The 22,445-nt window shown below is 39.6% G+C and carries 22 protein-coding genes and 1 other annotated feature; of the genes, 1 reads left to right on the plus strand and 21 read right to left on the minus strand.

Features of this window, described 5'->3' with window-relative positions; genetic code table 11:
* Nucleotides 1-182: 182 nt before the first annotated feature.
* The 6 genes from groL to NGR58_RS05380 all read right to left on the minus strand — a co-directional run bounded on the left by groL (nucleotide 183) and on the right by NGR58_RS05380 (nucleotide 9,513).
* A complete protein-coding gene (groL, locus tag NGR58_RS05355; RefSeq protein ID WP_258088583.1) occupies nucleotides 183-1,808 on the minus strand; it encodes a chaperonin GroEL in 1,626 nt (541 codons plus the stop codon).
* A gap of 33 nt (nucleotides 1,809-1,841) precedes the next feature.
* Nucleotides 1,842-2,117: a co-chaperone GroES gene (locus NGR58_RS05360; RefSeq protein WP_258088584.1), complete on the minus strand. Its 276-nt coding sequence runs from the start codon at nucleotides 2,115-2,117 to the stop codon at nucleotides 1,842-1,844.
* Between the two features lie 210 nt (nucleotides 2,118-2,327).
* A complete protein-coding gene (locus NGR58_RS05365; RefSeq protein ID WP_258088585.1) occupies nucleotides 2,328-4,280 on the minus strand; it encodes an ABC-F family ATP-binding cassette domain-containing protein in 1,953 nt (650 codons plus the stop codon).
* Nucleotides 4,281-4,365: 85 nt separating this feature from the next.
* Nucleotides 4,366-5,703, minus strand: a complete 1,338-nt coding sequence (locus NGR58_RS05370; protein ID WP_258088586.1) for a bifunctional folylpolyglutamate synthase/dihydrofolate synthase — start codon at nucleotides 5,701-5,703, stop codon at nucleotides 4,366-4,368.
* Between the two features lie 164 nt (nucleotides 5,704-5,867).
* Nucleotides 5,868-8,534: a valine--tRNA ligase gene (locus NGR58_RS05375; protein ID WP_258088587.1), complete on the minus strand. Its 2,667-nt coding sequence runs from the start codon at nucleotides 8,532-8,534 to the stop codon at nucleotides 5,868-5,870.
* Nucleotides 8,535-8,608: 74 nt separating this feature from the next.
* Nucleotides 8,609-8,819 (minus strand) — a binding site (T-box leader).
* 76 nt (nucleotides 8,820-8,895) lie between these two features.
* Nucleotides 8,896-9,513 (minus strand): LysE/ArgO family amino acid transporter, encoded by a 618-nt coding sequence (locus NGR58_RS05380; RefSeq protein WP_207649838.1) that lies wholly within the window; start codon nucleotides 9,511-9,513, stop codon nucleotides 8,896-8,898.
* A gap of 134 nt (nucleotides 9,514-9,647) precedes the next feature.
* Between NGR58_RS05380 and trhA the strand changes: the two genes are divergently transcribed.
* The gene (gene trhA, locus NGR58_RS05385) at nucleotides 9,648-10,304 is read left to right on the plus strand and encodes a PAQR family membrane homeostasis protein TrhA (RefSeq protein ID WP_258088588.1); all 657 of its coding nucleotides are present in this window, start codon (nucleotides 9,648-9,650) and stop codon (nucleotides 10,302-10,304) included.
* A 99-nt stretch (nucleotides 10,305-10,403) separates the two neighbouring features.
* On the opposite strand, the gene NGR58_RS05390 is transcribed toward trhA, so the two are convergent.
* The 15 genes from NGR58_RS05390 to pstB (NGR58_RS05460) form a co-directional block, all read right to left on the minus strand.
* On the minus strand, nucleotides 10,404-10,865 hold the full coding sequence (locus tag NGR58_RS05390) for a hypothetical protein (protein WP_258088589.1): 462 nt from the start codon (nucleotides 10,863-10,865) through the stop codon (nucleotides 10,404-10,406).
* Nucleotides 10,858-11,118, minus strand: coding sequence for a hypothetical protein (locus tag NGR58_RS05395; protein WP_258088590.1), 261 nt, complete (start codon nucleotides 11,116-11,118; stop codon nucleotides 10,858-10,860). Before NGR58_RS05395 ends, NGR58_RS05390 begins: the two co-directional genes overlap by 8 nt.
* 130 nt (nucleotides 11,119-11,248) lie before the next feature.
* Complete coding sequence (locus tag NGR58_RS05400) at nucleotides 11,249-12,091, minus strand: hypothetical protein (RefSeq protein WP_258088591.1); 843 nt, start codon at nucleotides 12,089-12,091, stop codon at nucleotides 11,249-11,251.
* 155 nt (nucleotides 12,092-12,246) lie between these two features.
* On the minus strand, nucleotides 12,247-12,717 hold the full coding sequence (locus NGR58_RS05405) for a universal stress protein (RefSeq protein WP_258088592.1): 471 nt from the start codon (nucleotides 12,715-12,717) through the stop codon (nucleotides 12,247-12,249).
* 118 nt (nucleotides 12,718-12,835) lie between these two features.
* Complete coding sequence (locus tag NGR58_RS05410; protein WP_258088593.1) at nucleotides 12,836-13,114, minus strand: hypothetical protein; 279 nt, start codon at nucleotides 13,112-13,114, stop codon at nucleotides 12,836-12,838.
* 362 nt (nucleotides 13,115-13,476) lie between these two features.
* Nucleotides 13,477-14,766, minus strand: coding sequence for a replication-associated recombination protein A (locus NGR58_RS05415; protein ID WP_258088594.1), 1,290 nt, complete (start codon nucleotides 14,764-14,766; stop codon nucleotides 13,477-13,479).
* Nucleotides 14,767-14,792: 26 nt separating this feature from the next.
* Nucleotides 14,793-15,245 carry a YueI family protein gene (locus NGR58_RS05420; protein WP_258088595.1) on the minus strand — a complete coding sequence of 151 codons (453 nt, stop codon included), beginning with the start codon at nucleotides 15,243-15,245 and terminating at the stop codon, nucleotides 14,793-14,795.
* Nucleotides 15,246-15,409: 164 nt separating this feature from the next.
* Complete coding sequence (locus tag NGR58_RS05425; protein WP_258088596.1) at nucleotides 15,410-16,390, minus strand: ketopantoate reductase family protein; 981 nt, start codon at nucleotides 16,388-16,390, stop codon at nucleotides 15,410-15,412.
* 259 nt (nucleotides 16,391-16,649) lie between these two features.
* Nucleotides 16,650-16,859 carry a hypothetical protein gene (locus NGR58_RS05430; protein ID WP_258088597.1) on the minus strand — a complete coding sequence of 70 codons (210 nt, stop codon included), beginning with the start codon at nucleotides 16,857-16,859 and terminating at the stop codon, nucleotides 16,650-16,652.
* Entirely contained in the window at nucleotides 16,856-18,427 is a 1,572-nt protein-coding gene (locus tag NGR58_RS05435) for a peptide chain release factor 3 (RefSeq protein ID WP_258088598.1), read from the minus strand. Before NGR58_RS05435 ends, NGR58_RS05430 begins: the two co-directional genes overlap by 4 nt.
* 171 nt (nucleotides 18,428-18,598) lie before the next feature.
* Nucleotides 18,599-19,153 (minus strand): nucleoside tri-diphosphate phosphatase, encoded by a 555-nt coding sequence (ntdP, locus tag NGR58_RS05440; RefSeq protein ID WP_258088599.1) that lies wholly within the window; start codon nucleotides 19,151-19,153, stop codon nucleotides 18,599-18,601.
* 80 nt (nucleotides 19,154-19,233) lie between these two features.
* Nucleotides 19,234-20,028, minus strand: coding sequence for a RecX family transcriptional regulator (locus tag NGR58_RS05445; RefSeq protein WP_258088600.1), 795 nt, complete (start codon nucleotides 20,026-20,028; stop codon nucleotides 19,234-19,236).
* 88 nt (nucleotides 20,029-20,116) lie between these two features.
* Nucleotides 20,117-20,791, minus strand: a complete 675-nt coding sequence (gene phoU, locus NGR58_RS05450; RefSeq protein ID WP_258088601.1) for a phosphate signaling complex protein PhoU — start codon at nucleotides 20,789-20,791, stop codon at nucleotides 20,117-20,119.
* Nucleotides 20,792-20,839: 48 nt separating this feature from the next.
* The gene (pstB, locus tag NGR58_RS05455; RefSeq protein ID WP_258088602.1) at nucleotides 20,840-21,598 is read right to left on the minus strand and encodes a phosphate ABC transporter ATP-binding protein PstB; all 759 of its coding nucleotides are present in this window, start codon (nucleotides 21,596-21,598) and stop codon (nucleotides 20,840-20,842) included.
* 15 nt (nucleotides 21,599-21,613) lie between these two features.
* Nucleotides 21,614-22,444, minus strand: coding sequence for a phosphate ABC transporter ATP-binding protein PstB (pstB, locus tag NGR58_RS05460; protein ID WP_258088603.1), 831 nt, complete (start codon nucleotides 22,442-22,444; stop codon nucleotides 21,614-21,616).
* Nucleotide 22,445 lies beyond the last annotated feature (1 nt).

The raw sequence follows: 22,445 nt of genomic DNA on the forward strand, positions 1-22,445 counted from the left end.
TCCGTATTTTATAAGGCGGAATACCTTGTAGATACATTGTGACAGCTTCAATTTGTACTTCTTTTGAAAACATAGTAAAACCCCGTAAGTTTTGGAAATTACTCCAACTTACGGGGTTCAGTTCATACACACCTTTTTCAAAGCGCCTTTTGTCTCGCTCTCTTTTGTAAGCAGTTAACTGCTTACATCATACCTGGCATGCCGCCTTGAGCTGGCATTTGGGCTGCTGCCGCATCATCCTTAGGTTGATCAGCAATAACGGCTTCCGTTGTTAACAACAATGCTGAAACAGAGGCAGCGTTTTGCAAAGCTGAACGAGTAACCTTGGTTGGATCAACGATACCAGCACCAATCATATCAACCCATTCAGCCGTGGCAGCGTTATAGCCAACACCAATTTCTTCATTCTTTAGTTGGTTAACAACCACTGAACCTTCAACACCCGCATTTTCTGCAATTTGACGAACGGGCTCCTCTAGTGCGCGCTTAACAATGTTGATACCTGTTTGGACATCACCATCTTCAGAAAGCTCAGCAACAGCTGGAATAGCATTGACCAAGGCAGTTCCACCACCTGAAACAAAGCCTTCTTCAACAGCTGCACGGGTTGCATTCAATGCATCTTCGATACGGTACTTACGTTCTTTAAGTTCAGTTTCTGTTGCCGCACCAACATTGACCACAGCAACACCACCAGCTAATTTAGCAAGGCGCTCTTGCAACTTTTCACGATCAAAGTCAGAGGTTGTCTCAGCAATTTGTCCCTTAATAACTTCCACACGTTCTTTAATTGTTGCAGCATTACCACTACCTTCAACAATTGTCGTATTGTCTTTTGTCACAGTAACCTTAGCTGCTTGTCCTAATTGATCAATCGTTGTATCTTTCAAACTCAAGCCTAAGTCATCAGTAATGACAGTTCCGCCAGTTAGGATAGCTAGATCCTCAAGTTGGGCTTTACGACGATCACCAAAGCCTGGTGCCTTAACAGAAACAACGTTAAACGTACCACGCATCTTATTCAAAACAAGTGTTGGCAAGGCTTCACCAGTAATATCATCAGCAACGATCAACAAAGCACGGCCTTGTTCAACAACACTTTGTAATACAGGTAAGATATCTTGAATATTTCCAATCTTCTTATCCGTAATCAAGATATATGGATTATCCAATGAGGCTTCCATCTTATCATTGTCAGTAACCATATATTGTGACATGTAACCACGGTCAAACTGCATTCCTTCAACAACATCTAGCGTTGTTTCAATACCCTTTGACTCTTCGATAGTAATTACACCATCATTACCAACTTTTTCCATGGCTTCAGCAATTAACTTACCGACTTCTTCGTTAGCAGCAGAAACTGAAGCAATTTGCGTAATTTCTTCTCTAGTTGAAACCGTCTTTGATAACTCATGCAATGACTTCACAGCCGCTGCGGTTGCTAACTCAATACCATGACGAACACCAACTGGATTAGCACCAGCAGTCACGTTCTTCATACCTTCATTAATAATGGCTTGTGCCAAAACTGTCGCAGTTGTGGTTCCATCACCAGCAATATCATTAGTCTTTGAAGCAACTTCGGCAACTAGCTTAGCACCCATATCTTCAAAGTGATCTTCTAGTTCAACTGCCTTAGCAATCGTCACACCATCATTTGTAATAGTAGGTGCGCCGTAGCCTTGTTCAATCACAACATTGCGTCCCTTAGGACCAATTGTTGTTTTTACTGTATTGGCTAGCTTATCAACACCTGCTTGCATTTTTGCACGTGCATCTTCTGAAAATTCAATATCTTTTGCCATATTTACTACCCTCTATTTTATTAATTATTTTAATTACAACACTGCCACGATATCTTTTTCGTGGACAACCAAATAATCAACCCCATCAACACTAAGTTCATTACCAGCGAACTTATCAAAAATAACACTGTCGCCTTCTTTAACAGCGACTGGTGCTGTCAAGTCGCCAACCGTCTGCGTAGAAACAGCGACTACTTTTCCTGTAACTGACTTTTCTTGTGCATTAGAAGCTAATAAAATTCCCCCAACTGATTGCTCAGGCGCTTCTGATACTTGCAATACAACACGATCTCCTAATGGTTTCAACATGTTATCTGACCTCCACAGGTTGTTTTTTTCTTTTTATTAGCACTCTTTAAGTCAAAGTGCTAACTGACACTATTAATAATAACACATAACTAATCATTTGCAAACTTTTGTTAAAACCAGTTTGACGATTATTAACCTTACCCAAAAGACGCATAAAGGCCCGAAATCCGCCAATGTTTTCACAGATTTCGAGCCTTACATGCTAACTATTTATTTTTCAGCGACAAATGTTTCCAAAGCAAGACTTGCTTCAGTCCATTGGTCTTCAATTTCTGCTATCTGCGCATCAAGATCCGCAATTTTTTCAGAAATTTCAGTTAATTTTGTTAAATCAGACCCATTCTCTGGATCATTTAATGCTTGATTTAACGTGTCATGTTCATCAGAAAGCGTCCCCATTTTATCTTCTAATGCCGTTACCGCTCGTTCTAAACGACGTTGTTCACGTTGTTGATCTTTCAAGGCAGCTCTTGATAAAGTCTGTTTTGGCTTATTTGATGTTGCAACATTAGTTGCTTGCTCATCTGTTTTTCCCTTAGCATCCACTTCATCAGCAGTTTTTTCAAGATAATAATCATAATCACCGTCAAAGAAACGCGTACCTGATGGTGACAATTCAACTACTTCCGTCGCAACTTCATTAATAAAGTAACGATCATGCGAAACGAAAAAAATTGTCCCATTATATTCATTCAATGCCGTTTCTAGTACTTCACGTGAATCAATATCCAAATGATTAGTTGGCTCATCAAGAATCAAAAAGTTTGCATGTTCCAACGCCAGCTTGGTCAATAACAAACGCGCGCGCTCACCACCTGATAGCGCAGCAACTAACTTTTCTACTGATTCACCTGAAAACATAAATGAACCAAGAATTGAACGGACATCCTTTTCAGGCATTTTGGGATGTTCATCCCAAATCGTATCAATCACTGACTTTTTATTGTCTAACGTTTGTTGTTCTTGATCATAATACCCAACAGTGACATTCGCGCCAATTTTTATTTGGCCGGCCAACAAAGGAAGTTTGCCCAAAATTGTCTTAATAAAGGTTGATTTACCAATGCCATTTGGACCCACCAAGGCAACTGCATGTTGCTTATCGACAGCAACATTAACATTTTCAGCTAAAACATGCGTCATATCATAGCCTAATTTCACATCGTTGACTCGTAGCACTTCATTACCTGAATCTTCATCAGCCACAAATTGAATATGAGCAACGCCAGATTCATTTTTAGGCGCTTCAATACGATCCATCCGAGCCAATTGTTTACGCCGTGATTGTGCGCGCTTGGTTGTTGACGCGCGTACAATATTACGTTTCACAAAATCTTCTAGTTTTGCAATCTCAGCTTGTTGTTTATCATATGCTTTTTGTTCTTGTAGTACCTTAGCGGCTTTCTGTTCCATAAAATCACTATAATTACCTTTATAGTGATCTAATTGACCAGAATGCATATCATAAATTTCCGTGACCACGCGATCCAAGAAATAACGATCATGGGATACAATCAACAAGGCGCCTTGATAATTTTTAAGATATTGTTCTAACCAGGCCAACGTTTGCATATCCAAATGATTGGTCGGCTCATCCAAAATTAACAAATCGGGTGTCTCTAATAGTTGCTTTGCAATTGCTAACCGTGTCCGTTGCCCACCAGACAAGGCCGCAATTTTCTGGTCATAAAAAGTTTCGTCAAAACCAAAACCATGTAAAACAGATCTGATAGTTGCATCATACCCATAACCATTCTTTTCATTAAAATCATGTTGTGCCTGATCATACGCAGTCAACAATTCTTGATAAGCATCACTTTCATAATCCGTCATGGTAGCCATTTGAGTTTCCATTTGTCGCATACGTTCTTCCAACGCAATGACATCAGCAAAGGCCGTTAGCATTTCATTATAAACTGATAAATCAGAATCCAGGCCAGAGTTTTGTGCTAAATAAGCTAACCGAATGCCTTTTTTCATTGAAACTTCACCTTCATCAGGTGTTGTTTCACCAATTAACATCTTTAATAAAGTTGACTTTCCAGCACCATTACGTCCAACCAAGCCAACACGACCTTTACTTTGGACTTGCATGGAAATATTATCAAAAAATGTGACCCCGTTAAAACGACGGGCAACATTGCTTGCTTGCAAAATAATCATATCTATTACTCCATCTTAGGTCAGAAAATTCCATTCTGCCCACTCTCATTCCTCTGTCTACTGTACCAAAACAATGCAACAGGTGCTAGTACTCGCCAACATTTTCGTTCGTTGTCGCAAAGGCTTGCCGGACTTCAGAAACGAAATACAAAGATCCTGTAAATAAAATCAAATCATCCGGTTGGATTCCCGCACGGACCACTTGGTAACCTTGCTGCCAGTTTTTATGCATCATTAAATCAGCCATAGCAGTTTGTTCAAGTACCTCATTAGGCTTGATTGGCTGACGATTATTAGGGCCTTGAAAACCAACCACATGTAACGCAACGTTTGGCAATTCAGCTAATAGTTGCAACATTTTCGGATAATTCTTATCAGACAACGCACCAAACAAAACATGAACTCGTCGGTGACTGAATCTTGTTCGTAAGGTCTCTACTAATGCCCTGACACCAGGTTCATTATGAGCACCATCCAATACTATCTCTGGATCAGTAGCCACTTTTTCAAAACGTACCGGCCACGTCACTGTCTCTAACGCTGAGCCAATCATTGCTGCTGTTAATGAACGCTTAAAATATTTTGCTACAATCTGAGCCGTTTGGATGGCAACCGCCGCATTATCAATTTGATATTTACCGATTAAGTCCACAAATAAATTTTGGTAATTAATCGACCCAGTAACCTGAAATGATTCGCCCCATTCATCCCCTGCAGCTAAGCTCGTCACTTGAAACTGTTGTCCCAATCGATAAATGGGCGCTCCCATAGCAGTGGCGACAGTATTGAGCACTTGATTGGCATCTTTAGGCAATCGACCCACAATCAACGGACGTTGTTTTTGAATAATGCCAGCTTTCTGGGTAGCGATTTCAGTAATCGTGTTCCCTAAAACATGCATATGATCTAGACCAACCGTCGTAATCACAGCGGCTATTTTATCCGGTATCACCGTTGTTGAATCCCAGGTACCGCCAACACCTACTTCTAACACAACTACATCCACTGGATGCTCTGTAAAATACATAAACATTAAAACTGTCAATGTTTCGAATTCTGTTAATCCAGTTGGTAGCTCTATGTCCAGCTGTTCAACAATTGGCGCCAATCTTTGTACCAAATCTAATAAATCAGCATCTTTTATATTGCCTCGATCATCTTGAATCCGTTCATTAAATTTTAAAATATATGGTGACGTAAATAAGCCAACCTTTAAACCGCTGGCACGTAATAGTTGCGCAATCATCTTACTGGTTGATCCCTTACCATTCGTACCCGTTACATGGACATACTTTAATTGTTGTTCAGGGTGTCCCAAACGCGCTAGTATTGTATTTAAACGTTCAAACGTTGGTGTTTTCGTCCATTTATGCCGACTATGAATATAGTCAATTGCATCACTAACCGTTTCAATTTTTGCCATTTTGGACCCCGTTCACTCCATGATAAACAAAAGCGCCGTCTACAATGTAGATGGCGCTTCTGTTTGTGTAATTTACTGCATTGTAACGACGAACCGCTTAAATTCGTTATTCACAATATACGTAAGTATACACTTAAATATGTTTAATCGCAAGTATTGATTAACTATGCTTTTGCTGCTTGCAATTGTGTCAAACGATCTTGCGTTGCTTGTAACTTATTTTCCCAATCTGCTAACTTTTCACGCTCAGCAGCAACAACTTTTTCAGGCGCATTGTTAACAAACTTTTCATTGCTTAATTTACCATTAGCACGCTTGACTTCGCCTTGGAATTTCTTGACCTCGTCTTGCAAACGTGAAATTTCTTCATCTAAGTCAATTAACTCAGCTAATGGTACATAAATTTCAGCACCAGTAATAATCTGAGTCATTGCTAAATCAGGTGCAACAATATCTGCAGCAATTTGAAGATTCTTTGGCTTTACAAAACGGTTAATATAATCAGCATTTTCCTTGAAAATACGTTGTAAGTTTTCATCAGCCGTCTTGATCAACACATCAATTGTCGTTGACATTGGTGCATTCGCTTCTGTACGAATTGTTCGAACTGCTTTGATTAAGTCAATTAAGCTATTGAAGTCCGTCTCAGCTTGCTGATTAGCTAGGTCTTCGTTAACTGTTGGATAAGCTGCTGTCACGATTGACTCACCTTCGTGTGGCATTTCTTGCCAGATAGCTTCAGTAACGAAAGGCATAATTGGATGTAGCAGACGCAATGTATTATCTAGTACGTAAGTCAAGATTGACTGTACCGTTGTTTGCGCCGCAACGTCATCCCCATTTAATGTTTCCTTGGTCATTTCGATATACCAATCTGCAAAATCATTCCAGATAAAGTTGTATAACGTCCGACCAGCTTCACCAAATTCAAATTTATCAAAGTTCTTAGTTACTGCGGCAATCGTTGTATTCAAACGTGATAAGATCCATTGGTCAGCTAATGACAATTTACTCTTATCAGCTGGTAATTCAGCCTTCGTATCATCTGTCAAGTTCATTAATACATAACGAGATGCGTTCCAAATCTTATTGATGAAGTTCCATGCTGAATCCATCTTTGTATATGAAAAACGCACATCTTGTCCTGGCGTTGAGCCAGTAGCTAGGAACCAACGCAAGGCATCAGCACCATATTTTTCAATGACATCCATTGGGTCAATACCATTTCCCAATGACTTTGACATCTTACGCCCTTGCTCATCACGAATCAAACCGTGAATCAAAACGTTCTTAAATGGACGGCGACCAGTAAATTCCTTTGATTGGAACATCATGCGGGCAACCCAGAAGAAAATAATGTCATATCCCGTAACCAATGTATCAGTTGGGAAGTAACGTTTGAAGTCCTCTGCGTCTGTATCAGGCCAACCCATTGTTGAAAATGGCCACAAGGCTGATGAGAACCATGTATCCAACACATCAGAGTCCTGTTCCCAATTTTCAGCATCGGCTGGTGCTTCCATACCAACATACATCTCACCAGTTTCCTTGTGATACCATGCTGGAATTTGGTGTCCCCACCATAATTGACGTGAAATAACCCAATCATGGATATCATCCATCCAACGAGTAAAGGTACCTTCAAAACGTGGTGGGTAGAAATCGACCCGATCATCTGACTTTTGCATGTCCAATGCTTGTTCAGCCAATGGCTTCATCTTAACAAACCACTGTGTTGATAAACGTGATTCAACTTGGACACCCGTACGTTCTGAGTGACCAACTGCGTGAACAATTGGCTCTACTGATAGCATCCAACCACCAGCTTCCAGATCAGCAACCATTGCTTTACGAGCATCAAAACGGTCCATACCAGCATACTTACCAGCATGTTCATTCATTGAAGCATCTTCATTCATGGTATTGATGCGTTCCAAATTATGGCGATTACCAACGCCAAAATCATTTGGATCATGAGCTGGTGTAATTTTAACCATTCCCGAACCGAACTCAGGATCAACGTATTCATCAGCCACAATCGGAACTTCACGGTTAACTAACGGTACAAGTACCTTTTTACCAACCAAGTCCTTATAACGTTCATCAGATGGATGAACAGCTACAGCCACATCCCCAAACATTGTTTCTGGACGCGTTGTGGCTATTTCAATATAGTGCTTACCTTGATAAGTGGTTTCTTTATCCACAAATGGATATTGCACATGATAGAAAGCTCCTTCATCATCTTGGTGAATAACTTCGATATCTGACAAAGCAGTCCGGGCCTTTGGGTCCCAGTTGATGATATATTCACCACGGTAAATCAAGCCCTTTTCATAAAGGGTCACGAACACCTTACGAACAGCTTCTGATAGACCATCATCCAAAGTAAATCTTTCACGATCATAGTCTAATGACAAGCCTAACTTACCCCATTGTGATTTAATCGTTGACGCATATTCATTTTTCCAGTCCCAAACTTGGTCAACAAACTTTTCACGACCTAAGTCATAGCGTGAGATACCTTCCCTCGCTAATCGTTGTTCAACCTTCGCTTGCGTGGCAATTCCAGCATGGTCCATACCTGGTAACCATAATGTATCAAAACCTTGCATACGCTTTTGACGGATAATCATGTCCTGTAAGGTTGTATCCCAAGCATGTCCTAAGTGCAGCTTACCAGTAACATTTGGCGGTGGAATAACGATTGAATAAGGACGAGCTTTCTTATTCGCTGATGGTTTGAATCGTTTTTCCTGCACCCACTTGTCATAACGACCAGCCTCAACAGCTGATGGATTATACTTACCAGGCATATCAATTTCTCGCATAACCTAACTCCTTGTTTAATCACTCTTTTTCATTGTTGTCCATTAAAAAAGCCCTGGACATACATTGTCTGTATGTCCAGGGCGAAATTATCGCGGTACCACCTGAATTAGAGCTATTTCTCTATCTCATTTTGACTTAACGCGTCCTCACGTTACCGACTACTTCATCGTTCATCAGTAAAGCCCACTAGTTACCTTCTAAGTAATCATCCTCAAAATCTTACACCAAAATGATTTTGTCGCTGTTAGTCACGTTACTTATACTCTCTAGTGCATTGCTATAAAGGCAATTTTACAATGATAAAGTCACAAAATCAACCCTGGACTCTGCCATATGGCTGATACTAGCCAATTATTTCATTTAGAAAATATCCAGTAATGCTTGTACTAATAGATAAGCACCATAAACTAATACAATTAATCCAGATACAATATTGACCCAAACCAATACTTTTTTAGGTAAACGTTCCTTTAGTAAATTCATGACAATCGTGATTGTATTAAACCAAATAAAAGTTGCGATAACCACCCCAATAATAAATGGCCAAACCGCATCTTTTGCCAACGTACCACGTAAGGCCCCCAGCATCAAACTACCATCAATTAAAGCTTGTGGATTTGCCCATGAAACAATAAAGGCTGACACAATCGCTTGCTTTACTGGTAATTCATTTTTTTGTGTATTTAGTTGCACACTATCTGCACTGCGAAGAATTCCCCAGCCGATCCAAAGCACTAGCAAACCACCAACAATCATGACAACTAAGCGCAACCAAGTCACTGAACTAATAATAGCGCCCATTCCAAAAAAGGCGGCTAACGAAAATAACGAGTCCGCAATCCACACAAACAACACGTACATCAACGAACGTCGAAAAGAATTTGTCAGTGCATTATTAAATACATACAAATTCTGCATGCCAATTGGTGCTACGAAAGCAAAGCCAATCATCATACCTTGTATTACCGTCATTAACATTTCTAAAACCCCACATATTTCCCACAACCGTTTTATTTAGTTTACAAAACTAGATGTAACGGTTATGATAATCATAATAATTAATTTAACAAAATTCCTACTTTTCTTACTTACGAAAGGAGAACCGATAACCCATGCCTACTTTAACAAACGAAAATCGGCGTTATCTCATTACATACGAAACTTTAAATGCCGTTACCCATGGCATTGGTGTCCTCGCCGCAATAATTGGTTCAACTTTGCTAATAGTCAATAGTGTGCAACATCATTTTTCAGCTTTTACCATTGTTGCTTTAGCTATTTATGCGACATCAATCATTAGTTTTTTGCTTGCATCCACATTATTTCATGCGCTTATTTTTACCAAAGCAGGTAAAATTTTCCAATTCCTTGATCATTCCGGCATTTATCTCGTCATCCTAGGTAGTTATACCCCTTATACCTGGTTATTTTTAGAACATAAAGTTGGTTGGACCATTTGGGGGACCATTCTATTATGCACTATTTTAGGCTTTGTTTACGACTTATTTTTTGTTGGTCGTTGGCCCTGGTTATCGGTCATTATCTATGTTGTCATGGGTTGGTTGATCGTCCTTGCGTTCCCAGCCTTGCACGCAGCACTAACCCCTTTCGCGTTTTACCTGTTATTGGCTGGTGGTATCACTTACACCCTAGGGGCACTCTTATACCTCATCCCTAAGCTGCCGCTTAGCCATGTTTACTGGCACCTATTCGTCCTAGTTGGTGCCACACTCATGTATATTTCAATTTATTCAATGCTATTCAACTAAACATGACATTTAACTATAAAAGGTCGAAGTCTTCCATAATTGGAATTGGCTTCGACCTTTTCATCTATTAAAAGTTTGCTAACATAGCTACCTTTTAAATTATTTATTCTTTTCGATACCAGCTTGGACCCATTTGTTAAAGCCATTGTCGGTTGCTTCAACCTGACCACCTTGTTGGTGATTTTGATAATCATTCTTCTGTTGTTGCGAAAACGAATCCCAAACAGAACCACCGATTGAATAATGACTAGCACTTAACAAGACATCCTTAATTGCTGGATCAACAGCCAATTTATTAATCGCTGTCAACTGATCATTTTGCCACTTACCAGCGACAGCATATTCTAAACCATCCTCTAGCTTCACTTGGCGAGCAACTGTCACTGCACTAATTTTTGATTGCTCCTTAGCTGATTTTAAAACAAGCGTCGTTGCCTTAGCATAAGCCTTCATAAAATCATTAAGTGACTGTGTCCCGTCATCCGCCAACACAACCGTTAACTCATTACCCTTTTGATTAACTGAAACGACATCAGGTACATTGCTTTGCCCTTTAAGCAATTTCTTGACATCCAGAGTTTCTTTCTACGTCAGTCGAACTTGAAGACTTGGCAGCGTCTTTTTTCGATGCTGCTTTTTGCTTACTCTGGCTTGTTGATTGTTTTTTCTTATCAACCGTCTTAGAACTTTGTGATGAAGTGTCTGCGACCGCTTCTTTTTCATGTGGTGTACTATTAAACACGATTGCAAAAACAGCAACCAACGCTGCAACTGCCATAATCCCAATAATCATCGTAATTTGTCGTTTATGCATTATGATTTACCTTTCTTTTCCTCAAACCATAATATTCTATCACAGATAGCTTTACGACTTTAATGACAATGTCACAATTACATTAATAAATGTTAACTTTTTGTTAAATGATTCATTTATGTTGTAATAATTAACCTTTCCGGCCGAAAAGACGGGCAAAAAATCCTCTAATACCCCCATGCTTACGACGCGCAACACGTGATTCAGTTGTTGTATCGTCAGGTTTTTCGACGGTTTCAGTTTCCGTCACCGCTTGGACATCTTCCGCAGGGGTTTCATCAGCTACAGTTTCTTCACTAGTTGCAGCTACTGATGTTGCATTGACCACTGTTTCATCAGGTTTCATCTCATCAGTTGCTTGTTGACTTTCTGCAATTTTTGCCTCATGTTTAACCTCTTCGTTATGCACATATTCGGCAATCATTTCATCTGTTAAGGCTGGCATAGCCACTGTTTTCGATGTCACACCTAGACCAACGATGGTTCGTCCAGTCTTACCAGTTTGTTGGTTCGTTGCATGGACTTCAATCTGGCTTGGCAAAACTTCATCTGGTAAAACTAGCTCAAACTCCAACCCGTTGTCAACGGGTAATGAAATCACATGTTCATCGCCAACAAAATGTACAGAAATAGCGACATCAGCTTGATCAACGCGTCCCTCAAGTAATCGCTGGCCGTTTTGCGTAGAAATAACTGCCGTGACTACTGGCGCTGGCTGATCGATAGCCAATGTGATTTCTTCTTTTTCTGACCGGTCAGGAAGAGTGGCTGACAACGTAACTTCGCTGTCCGTATTTTCGGCCGGTACCTTAATCACAAAACTACCACTTTTATCTGAAGTCGTTGTATCAACATCATTGTTGGCATACTTAACAGTGATCACAACATTCTCTGACGCCACGTGACCAATAATTGTTGTTCCCAAACTATTTGTCAATGTTGATGCTACCAAATTTAGTTTTGATTCACTCATATTGCGCTCTCCATCCCTTATAAACTGTCAATAATATATTCATTGTACCAGATATTCATACTAACTAAAAATAATAGTCCTTCCAACATATCTCAAGCACAAAAAAGCTGAGATAGAAATTCTATCTCAGCCTTAGTTACATATTAATTAAAATACTATTCGTCTTCTTCTGCTGTGTGACGAACGATTAACGTATCAACCGTTGAAACACGTGTAACGAACTCAGTAACAGAACCAATTAACAAACGCTCAATAGCATTTAGACCAGTAGCACCAATCATAATCAAATCAATGGCATACTTTGCTGGTGCTTGTGTTGCAATCACATCCTTAGGTGAACCATACTCAATTGAGTAATCAACGTTCTCAACACCAGCATCCTTAGCCTTCTGCAAATAAGCATCTAATGTCTTCTTTGCAGTACCAGCAACTTGTTCAACCATTGTTGTTCTAAAGTCAGTGACATTTTGGAATGAACGCGTATCGATAACATGAAGAATGTGCAAATTTGTGTCTGCCCCATTCTGCTTAGCTACCTTAATAGCACGATCCAATGCAGCCTCAGCTTCTTTAGATCCATCAACTGGCACCAATATATTCTTGTAGTTTACTTTTACATCAGCCATAACAGTTCCCCCTGTCCGATTGACCATATGCGACTTTTTCTACACCCTTATTATAACGCATCTATCACATTTTTTCACATAAATCACGTTTCTTTTTATCTTTCGTGATATATAGAAATTATTTAAATAAAAGACGAACTACCACAATTGCCAATACAGTTGTTAACAAAGTTGCAATGATAACAAAAATTCCGCCTGGCAAAGCCGCCCCATTTGTTAAAAAAGTACTTATTAATAATAAAACTGCATCAATCGTAAACAACCAACCAAACCACCGTGCTGGTTGTTTAGCCTGCCGGGCAGAAATCCCAAGAAAGCCCTGTTGGTGCATCAGCAAATAAATACCAAGACCACCTACGATTACGGTAAACAATATATAAAGTCCAATAACCATCATTTTATTCCTTTTCTTAACTAATAAAAAAGCCGTCCACCTTCGATTTACTTATCGAAAATGAACGACTGATGCCCCTCAAAATATAAAAAATTTGAGAAACTATGAACACTTGATTGGCGCCGTTAGTAAATTCGACTGAGTTGGCTCCGATTAAAGGAAAGTGGGTGAATAAGTCCGCCTTGTACAACTACTGAGTGAAACAGCATGTTGTAGCGGCTTCCCGACATCCCCGAGCAAAAAGGTTGTAAAGCAACTACAGATGGTAGAATTACGCGTACGCCCAAGGAATTCATCTATATGTTTATTATACTAACAATTGCTTAAAATGAAAGACTTGACACACAACTTATCCAATCAATCATTTACTTTCCCTTTAGCCCATCATGTTGCGCTTTTCTTAATTTAGCGTATTGTTCCTTATAAGCTCGTTCCACTTTAGAATTACCAGCAGGCTTAAAATAACTTGACCCCATTAACTTATCAGGTAGGTATTGCTGAGGTACCCAGTCACCAGGATGTCCATGAGGATACACATAATCTACTCCATGGCCTAATTGCTTAGCCCCTGAATAGTGTGAATCCTTCAGATGAGCTGGCACATCGCCAGTCGCACCTTTTCTAACATCGCTGATGGCAGCATCAACTGCTGTAATCGCCGCATTAGATTTAGGCGATAATGCCAGTTCAATGACGGCGTTAGCTAACGGGATACGCGCCTCTGGAAAACCAAGCTGCAAAGCAGTCTGAATCGCAGTCACAGCACGAGCAGCCACTGCTGGATTGGCCAAACCAATATCCTCATAAGCAATTACCTGCAAGCGCCTAGCAATAATTGGCAAATCTCCTGCCTCAATCAACCGTGATAAATAATGCAGTGCTGCATCTACATCACTACCACGAATAGATTTTTGCAGGGCAGAAATAACATTATAATGTCCATCACCATTCTTGTCTGCTGTGATTGCTTTACGCTGGACAGTTTCCTCAATAATTGGCAACGTAATGTGTACCCGCCCATTTTCATCTGGGTTGGTTGACTTAACAGCCAGTTCGAGTCCGTTCAAAGCTGATCGCAGATCACCATTCGTTGCGTAAATCAATTGTTGCCGAGCATCTTCATCTAAGTCAACCGCAAAATCACCTAAGCCACGTTCTTTATCCGACAAAGCACGGTCAACGGCTGACTGCATATCAGTTTCAGATAATGGCTTCACTTCAAAAATCTGGGTTCTAGAACGAATAGCTGGCAAAATCGTTAAATAAGGATTTTCTGTCGTTGCACCTATCAAGACAATACGGCCACTTTCTAAGTGTGGCAGTAAGAAATCTTGTTTGGTTTTATCTAATCGATGAATTTCATCTAGCAGCAACACAACCGTACCAGACATTTTGGCCTCATCTGCTACGATTTGTAAGTCCTTTTTGGTATCGGTTGCCGCATTTAAAATACGAAAAGCATACTTTGTTGAACCAGCAATCGCACTAGCAATGCTAGTCTTTCCTGTTCCAGGAGGGCCATATAAAATCATCGATGATAACATTTTGGCTGTTACCATCCGATTAATAATTTTCCCTTCACCTACCAGATGTTGCTGACCAACAACTTCACTGATATTGCGTGGGCGCATGCGGTAAGCCAATGGCTGTTGCATCCGAATAACCTCCTTTGATCAATGATTTAACTGAATAGTTTTTTATACCAAGGCTTTTTAGAGCTGGTCTGATTGTCACTATCTTGACTGTCTTCATCACCCGCAACAGTTTTCTCAATCGAAATTGGTTCCTGATGAACTGCTGAATGGGCTGCTAGAACCACCACAACATCCGATTGATCATAAATTGCATCTGTTTTTAATGTGAATTTCGACTGATGTTTAGCCGCTAATTTCATATACTTATTTAGTACATCACTATCGATATGTCCATTTAAATAAAGAACCGCGTCAGGATGAGCCTCTAATTGCTGTTCCCACGCTGGCAGATAGCGACTATCACCAACAGTCTCACGCGTCTGTAATGCGTAAATGCGTTCACGAAAATTACCTAAGTATTGATGCTTTTCCTCAGGATTAAGTTCAGGGGTACCATATAGCCCATTTTGAACATGGGGATCCATTTCTTGTTTATCCATCAATGTCTCTCCTTTTTCATTGTTAGGTTTATTTTAACATACTCCCTGCATACCGACAATTTGCCCCATTATACTAGTGCCACTCCCAATAGAAAAGGATTGGGACAAAATAATTGCTCCAACCCCTTTACATTTAAAATGTATTAATTTTAATACGCGACAGACTAATCTGCCACATTTTCCTGAACTTGATGATATTTGCGCATCATTTCTGCCATATGTACTTCATGCACAACAAATTCATGAGTGCGACAAACATAGTCATGCTCACGCCCTATTTTTGCAATATATCCATTGATATAATCTACCTCAGTTGGCCGTCCTTTTGAGAAATCTTGATACATCGAAGGATAATGATATTTGTACTCTCGGCTAACCGTAATGACTGAATCAACTTGTTCCTGTCTTGTTGCGATCAAATAGATTCCAGCTCGCTCGCAGGCATCATAAGCCTCATCAAACAACTGTTTAGACATTTCTCTAACACCATCATACTCAATAAATTGTCCCATCTGCATTTCAAACATCGTACATAGTGTATTGGTCACTGCGTTAAAGACGACCTTTGACATACACATGCCCAACCATTCATCAACCACCACCGGGTTTAACCTTGCCTGTTTCAAATCAGCGACCACGGCCTGAAAAGTATCGTCGGCTGCTCCCTGATCATATTTAGCAATATGCATCTCCTCAGTTCCTTCGGCACCCATAAAGTCAACGTTCGCCGGACCATCTAAGCGAGTTGCAATCATTGCTGTCCCACAGTAAATATGGTCTTTAGGAAAATATTGGGCAATCTTTTCAAAATGTCCCATGCAATTCATTGCAGAAAAAACATACTGATCATCATGAAAAATTCCTGCCGCAGCATCACGTTTTAACTCTTCTGCCAGTTGCATTTGCTTTTTAAAAACAATCCATACATCAGGATGTCCTGTATATTCTTCGGGATAAAAAATATCAATGGGTTCAATATGGCGATTTTCATGATCACGGGCGACAGAAACACCGCCTTGTTCACGAACTGCTTCAACATTAGGCTCCCAAGTGTCAATAAAGTCAACGTCAACATCGGCGTTCTTTTGTAACATGATCCCAAACCTATAACCCATTGCGCCTGCACCGATAACTCCGTACTTCATATTGACCACCTCTTTTTTATTATTTTTAAACTTAACAACAAATCCACTCATACGAAACATGTTTTTAAATTTAAAGGTTGAATGCAGTTTAATCTTTTTAACTAGTAAATGTCAATGATATATTAGAAAAAATAACCTAGCAATCTAATTTAAAACAAATAAAGTTCATTATTTTTTAATATTTTAAATAACAAAAAACACCTATGAGCATAAACGAACCAGCTAGACGTTCGCTTATTGCTCACAGGTGTTTAAATTTTTAGCTAATTAACAAAGTTGCCAAGCCAGCAACAATTAAATAAATTAAATACGCCCCAAACAACCAATGTAAGGCATTGCATAATTTTGGAAACCGCCTTAATGCCGAATGACCAGCAAAATAAACTGCTGTAGGCATTAATAATACCACGGCAAATATCAATGCGCCCATCAGCCAATTAGTTGGCATAACAGGTAACATTAATGTCATAGCTTGGCCTCCAATTCAACATCCGGATACTTATTTGTAAACCAGCGCTCCGCAAATTGATTCTCAAATAGGAAGACTGGGTTTTCATAGCGATCACGGACAAGTAAGTTTCGTGACGATGCCATTTTTGGATCTAATTGCTCTGGGCTTATCCAACGAGCAATCTTTGGCCCCATCGTTTCTAATGAGACCTCAGTATTGTATTCATTTTCCATACGGAATTGGAAAACTTCGAACTGCAAGGCACCAACAGCACCAATAATATAGTCCCCTGAATCCCAAGCTGTATACATTTGAATCGTTCCTTCTTGAACCAATTGCGTCACACCTTTATGGAATGATTTTTGCTTCAAGACATTTTTAGCATGCACACGCATAAATAGTTCGGGTGTAAATGTTGGTAGCTCTTCAAAAGCAACTTCATGCTTACCAGCATAAATCGTGTCACCAATTTGGAAATTTCCCGTATCATAAATACCAATAATATCGCCTGGATAGGCAGTTTCAACATTTTCACGTGTATCAGCCATAAACTGGGTCACATTAGCAAGCCGAATTTTCTTTTTGGTCCGTTGCAACGTGACATCCATACCACGCTCAAATTTCCCTGAAGCAATCCGCAAAAAGGCAATGCGATCACGATGATTTGGATTCATATTTGCTTGAATTTTGAAAACAAAACCTGTAAATTGCTCATTTTCAGGTGCAATTGCTTCGCCAGTAGTGGTATTTTTCGCTCCTGGTGCTGGCGCAAATTGCATATAAGTTTGCAAAAATGTCTCGATTCCAAATCCACGTAGCGCTGAACCAAAGAAAACTGGTGTTAGCTTACCATTCATGACGGCTGCTTCATCAAATTGATTTCCCGCATCTTGGAGCATCTCAATTTCATCACGTGTATCATCCCATAATGAATTCTCTTGAATAGCATTTGGCTCGGCTAGATCAACACCCTCATCATTAAGTGGTAAAAAGCGTTCTGATTCACTAGCTGGTCGATAAATTTCCACATTGTTATGGTAACGATCAAATAATCCAGCTAAAATTTGACCCGAACCAATTGGCCAATTCATTGGATAAGCATTGATACCTAGCGTGGTTTCTAATTCATCTACTAAATCCAATGGTTCACGACCATCGCGATCAAGCTTATTGAAAAAAGTAAAAATAGGAATGTGCCGCTTGCTAACAATCTCAAACAATTTCTTAGTTTGTGGCTCAATTCCTTTTGCTGAATCGACTACCATGATAACTGAATCAACAGCCATTAATGTACGATAAGTATCCTCAGAAAAATCCTCGTGTCCTGGGGTGTCCAAAATATTAATTCGTTTACCGTCAAAATCAAATTGTAGAACGGATGATGTAACAGAAATACCACGCTTTTGCTCAATTTCCATCCAGTCAGATTTCGCAAAGTTTCCTTTACGTCCCTTAACCGTACCAGCCTCACGGACAACTCCTCCAAGTTTTAATAACTGCTCTGTAATTGTCGTCTTACCAGCATCCGGATGAGAAATAATAGCAAATGTACGCCGAGTTTGCGTTGCTTCTTTTAATGATGCCATAATTAATCGCCTTTTTATTATTTTATATTATTTTTAAAATTCTTAACAATTTAGTATAACGAATATTATCATTTGTTTCAATAGCTCAAGAATCAACGCTATCATTGTCAATGACAACAAAAAAGACTGGCACCATCGCATGGTTCAGTCTTTTTATTTATATTATGACAACTATTGTTGACTATTTCGACGTTTAATTTCTAAATAACGTCGGTACCACAAGTCAATATAGGCATCGGAAAACGGCCCTTGCTGATTGTTGATCCAATCGACTAAGATTTTGACATGCTCACGCACAATATAATCAACATCTGCCGGATAACGCCAACGTGCTTTATGTAATTCATATTCGTCTGTATCTAACAAACGTTTCTCACCATTTGGAAAAACTTTCACATCCAAATCATAATCGACATACTTCAACGCTTCTTTATCCAACACAAATGGTGATGCCAGGTTACAATAGTACGACACACCATTCTCTCGTATCATAGCAACAATGTTAAACCAATACTTTCGATGAAAATAAACGATTGCCGGTTCCCGTGTCACCCATCGGCGACCGTCATCTTCGGTCACTAATGTATGATCATTTAAGCCAATAATTGCATTCTCACTGGTTTTCAACACCCTTGTGTCACGCCAAGTCCGATGTAAACTCCCATCATGCTTGTAGCTCTTAATAGTTACGAAGTCGCCTTCACGTGGTAATCGACTATCTTTCATTATCTTGAGCTTTCTGTGAATTTCACCAAATTTTTTTCTATTTCATTGTATCACGCGCGCCGTCAAAAAACACTGTCAACTTAATCGCTCTGCTTTAGCCATTGATCAACTAAATTCAAATTGTATCCTTTACGATACATGGCCGCTTTAACTTTTGTTTTAAATTCCCAGCCACTAAGAGATGCATAACGATCAGCTGCTATTGTCGCATCTCGATCTAGATTTTCCCACTCTTGATCAGTATCAAATGCTTCATTTTCCCGGTACTCACTAATCGCTTGCTGAATCAAATGTTGGTTAAAACCTTGTTGTAACAGTTTTTGCTGTGTTTTTTGTTCTGCTAAAAGCTTTGAGTGACGCGCGTTTTTTTCCAATAAAGACGCCACGCGTTCCGCCAATGCATCTCTTTGATCATCCGTTGTGTAAGCCACTAAAGCATCTTCAATGACAAATTGATCAATACCTGCTTGTTGTAATTTAAATTTAACGCCTCGTGGCCCCAACTTACCGGCGGACTTAGCCTGATCAACAAACGTTTCAGCATATGTCTCATCGTCAAGGACATGATCATTTTGCAAACGCTGTACCACATCTTTAACTGTCGCCCAGTCATAACCTTGGTCTTTCAGTTTACGAGAAACTTGCTGACTTGTCCGCATTTGACCAGTTGCATAAAGTAGTGCCTTCGTATAAGCCTTTTGGCTAAATTCGGCTGTCTTGATTTCATCAATAGCCGTTTCATCTAGGGTCGTACCTTTAAATAAGTTATACGAGATTAATATTTTTTCATCAACCGCAAAGGCATATTCATCATCTAAATAGATATTATAACGCCCCTTACGCCGCTGATGTGTCACCTTCGTTACTGTTTGCATCCGTACCCTCCATTCATGTTTATTTTAACTGAAATAGTAAAAACAGTGAACCAAAATGCCGGTCCACTGTTCCTTACTTTATAAGTCGTTAAATAAATGAAGATGTTCCAGGATTTAGCTCAACAATTTTTCCTGTTCTCTTATAGATAATCCATTCAGCAATGTCAGTTACGTAGTCTGATGTACGCTTTAAATAGCCAGCAACAGCTAAGTAATCTGTTGCCGCAGTCACTTGTTCTGGGTCGGCTTTACTAGCTTCAATAGCCAGCTCACGGATATGTCTAGTCGTCTCTGAAACCCCTGAAGCTACTTCAGAAATACTTTCAGCAGCAACGGCGTCATCATTAACATAATAATCCAATACTTGTGAAACCATCCTAGCAACAACTGTTCCCGTATTACCGATAGTTTCTTCAATTTCTGCGACACGCTTGTTCCCCTTAACGTGAATCGTTGATATGGCAATATTTCGCGCATTATCCCCAATACGCTCTAAAACAGATACTGCTTTTAGAACCGTCATAATTTCACGTAAGTCAGTTGTCACGGGTTGATACAAAGCAATCATTTCAAAGCTTTTCTTCTCAATAGCAATTTCACGTTGGTTAATTGCTTTGTCACGATCAATAATTTCTTGTGCGACAACGCGGTCATGATCTAGAAATGCTTGAACAGCTTCATCCAAAGTCTCAGATACAAGCAACCCCATTTCTTTAAAGGATGTATCCAAGTCTGCTAATTCATCATCAAAATACTGTCGCATATCAATATTTCCTTTCTATATTTCCCTTATCATACCCTAAAAATCAATTTATCCAAAACGACCAGATATATAATCTTGTGTTTCCTGCCGATCCGGATCTAAGAGAACCTTCTTCGTATGATTAAATTCAACTAAATGACCATCCATAAAGAAAGCCGTTTTATCAGATATGCGTGATGCCTGCGCCATTGAATGGGTCACAATAATCATTGTTAACTGATTACGTAATTGCATCATGGTATTTTCAACTTTACTTGCTGAGACTGGATCTAGTGCCGCCGTTGGCTCATCCAACAATAAAATTTCCGGATTCGTTGCCAACGCACGGGCGATTGAAACTCGTTGCTGCTGACCTCCTGATAATGACAAGGCCGATTTGTGTAAATTATCTTTGACTTCATCCCAAATCGCAGCTTGTTTCAAAGACTTTTCAACAATTTCATCCAGTTCAGCTTTACTTTTCTTCTCAGCGGTGCGAACGCCAAAAGCAACATTATCATAGATTGAAAATGGAAATGGATTAGGCTGTTGAAAGACCATGCCAATTTTTTGACGTAAGGCCACTGTATCAGTATTTGGTGCATAAATGTCATGGCCATTGAACATGAAAGTACCATTGACAGTCACAGAATCCGTTAAATCATGCATGCGATTTAACGCACGTAAATAGGTCGACTTCCCTGAACCAGATGGACCAATCAAAGCTGTTATGTCATTTTTATTAAAGTCAAGATTTATCCCATGCAAGGCTTCTTTTTTACCGTAATAAAGATGCACATTCTCAGTTGTTAAAATTTTCTGTGTCATCTGTTAGCTCCCTTTTTAACCAAAGTTACCATTCACGTAATCAATTGTCATTTGGACCTTTGGTCGTGTAAATATTTTTCTCGTCAAGTCATATTCAAGTACCTGACCTGTGTGAAAGAATGCTGTGTAATCCGAAACACGACTTGCTTGTTGCATATTGTGCGTCACAATAATAATTGTAAATCGTTTTTTTAATTCCATCAGCGTATCTTCAATTTTAGCGGATGAAATTGGATCCAATGCAGAAGCGGGCTCATCCAGTAACAAAATATCCGGTTGCATAGCAATTGCACGTGCAATTACTAGCCGCTGTTGCTGACCACCTGACAGCGATAAGGCTGACTTTTTCAAGTCATCTTTAACCTCATCCCACAGGGCAGCTTGCTTTAAGGATGTCTCCACAATCTCTGCCAGTTTTGCTTTATCGTGTTCACCATGTTGTTTTAGGGCAAAAGTGATATTGTCACTGATAGACTTAGCAAATGGGTTAGGGCGCTGAAAGACCATGCCAATATGTTTACGCATTTCATAAACATCGATATCTTGCGAATTAATGTCCAAACCACGATACATAATGTTTCCCTTAACTGTCGCAACATCATCATTCATACGATTCAATGAACGCAAAAACGTTGACTTTCCAGATCCAGATGCACCAATCAATGAAGTAATTTTAAATCTTTCAAAAGATAAATCCGCATCTTGTAAAGCTAAGTGGTCGCCATAATAAACTTCTAAATTTTTGGTAGACAAAGCAATTTCATGCTTATCTTCGTCCATATGATAAATGTGACGATCTGGTTGTTCATTTGTTAAATTTAAAGAACCTTGTGTTCCTGCTGCCATA

It is taken from the genome of Weissella fangxianensis (genome assembly GCF_024718545.1).
In the GTDB taxonomy this organism is placed as follows: Bacteria; Bacillota; Bacilli; order Lactobacillales; family Lactobacillaceae; genus Weissella; species Weissella fangxianensis.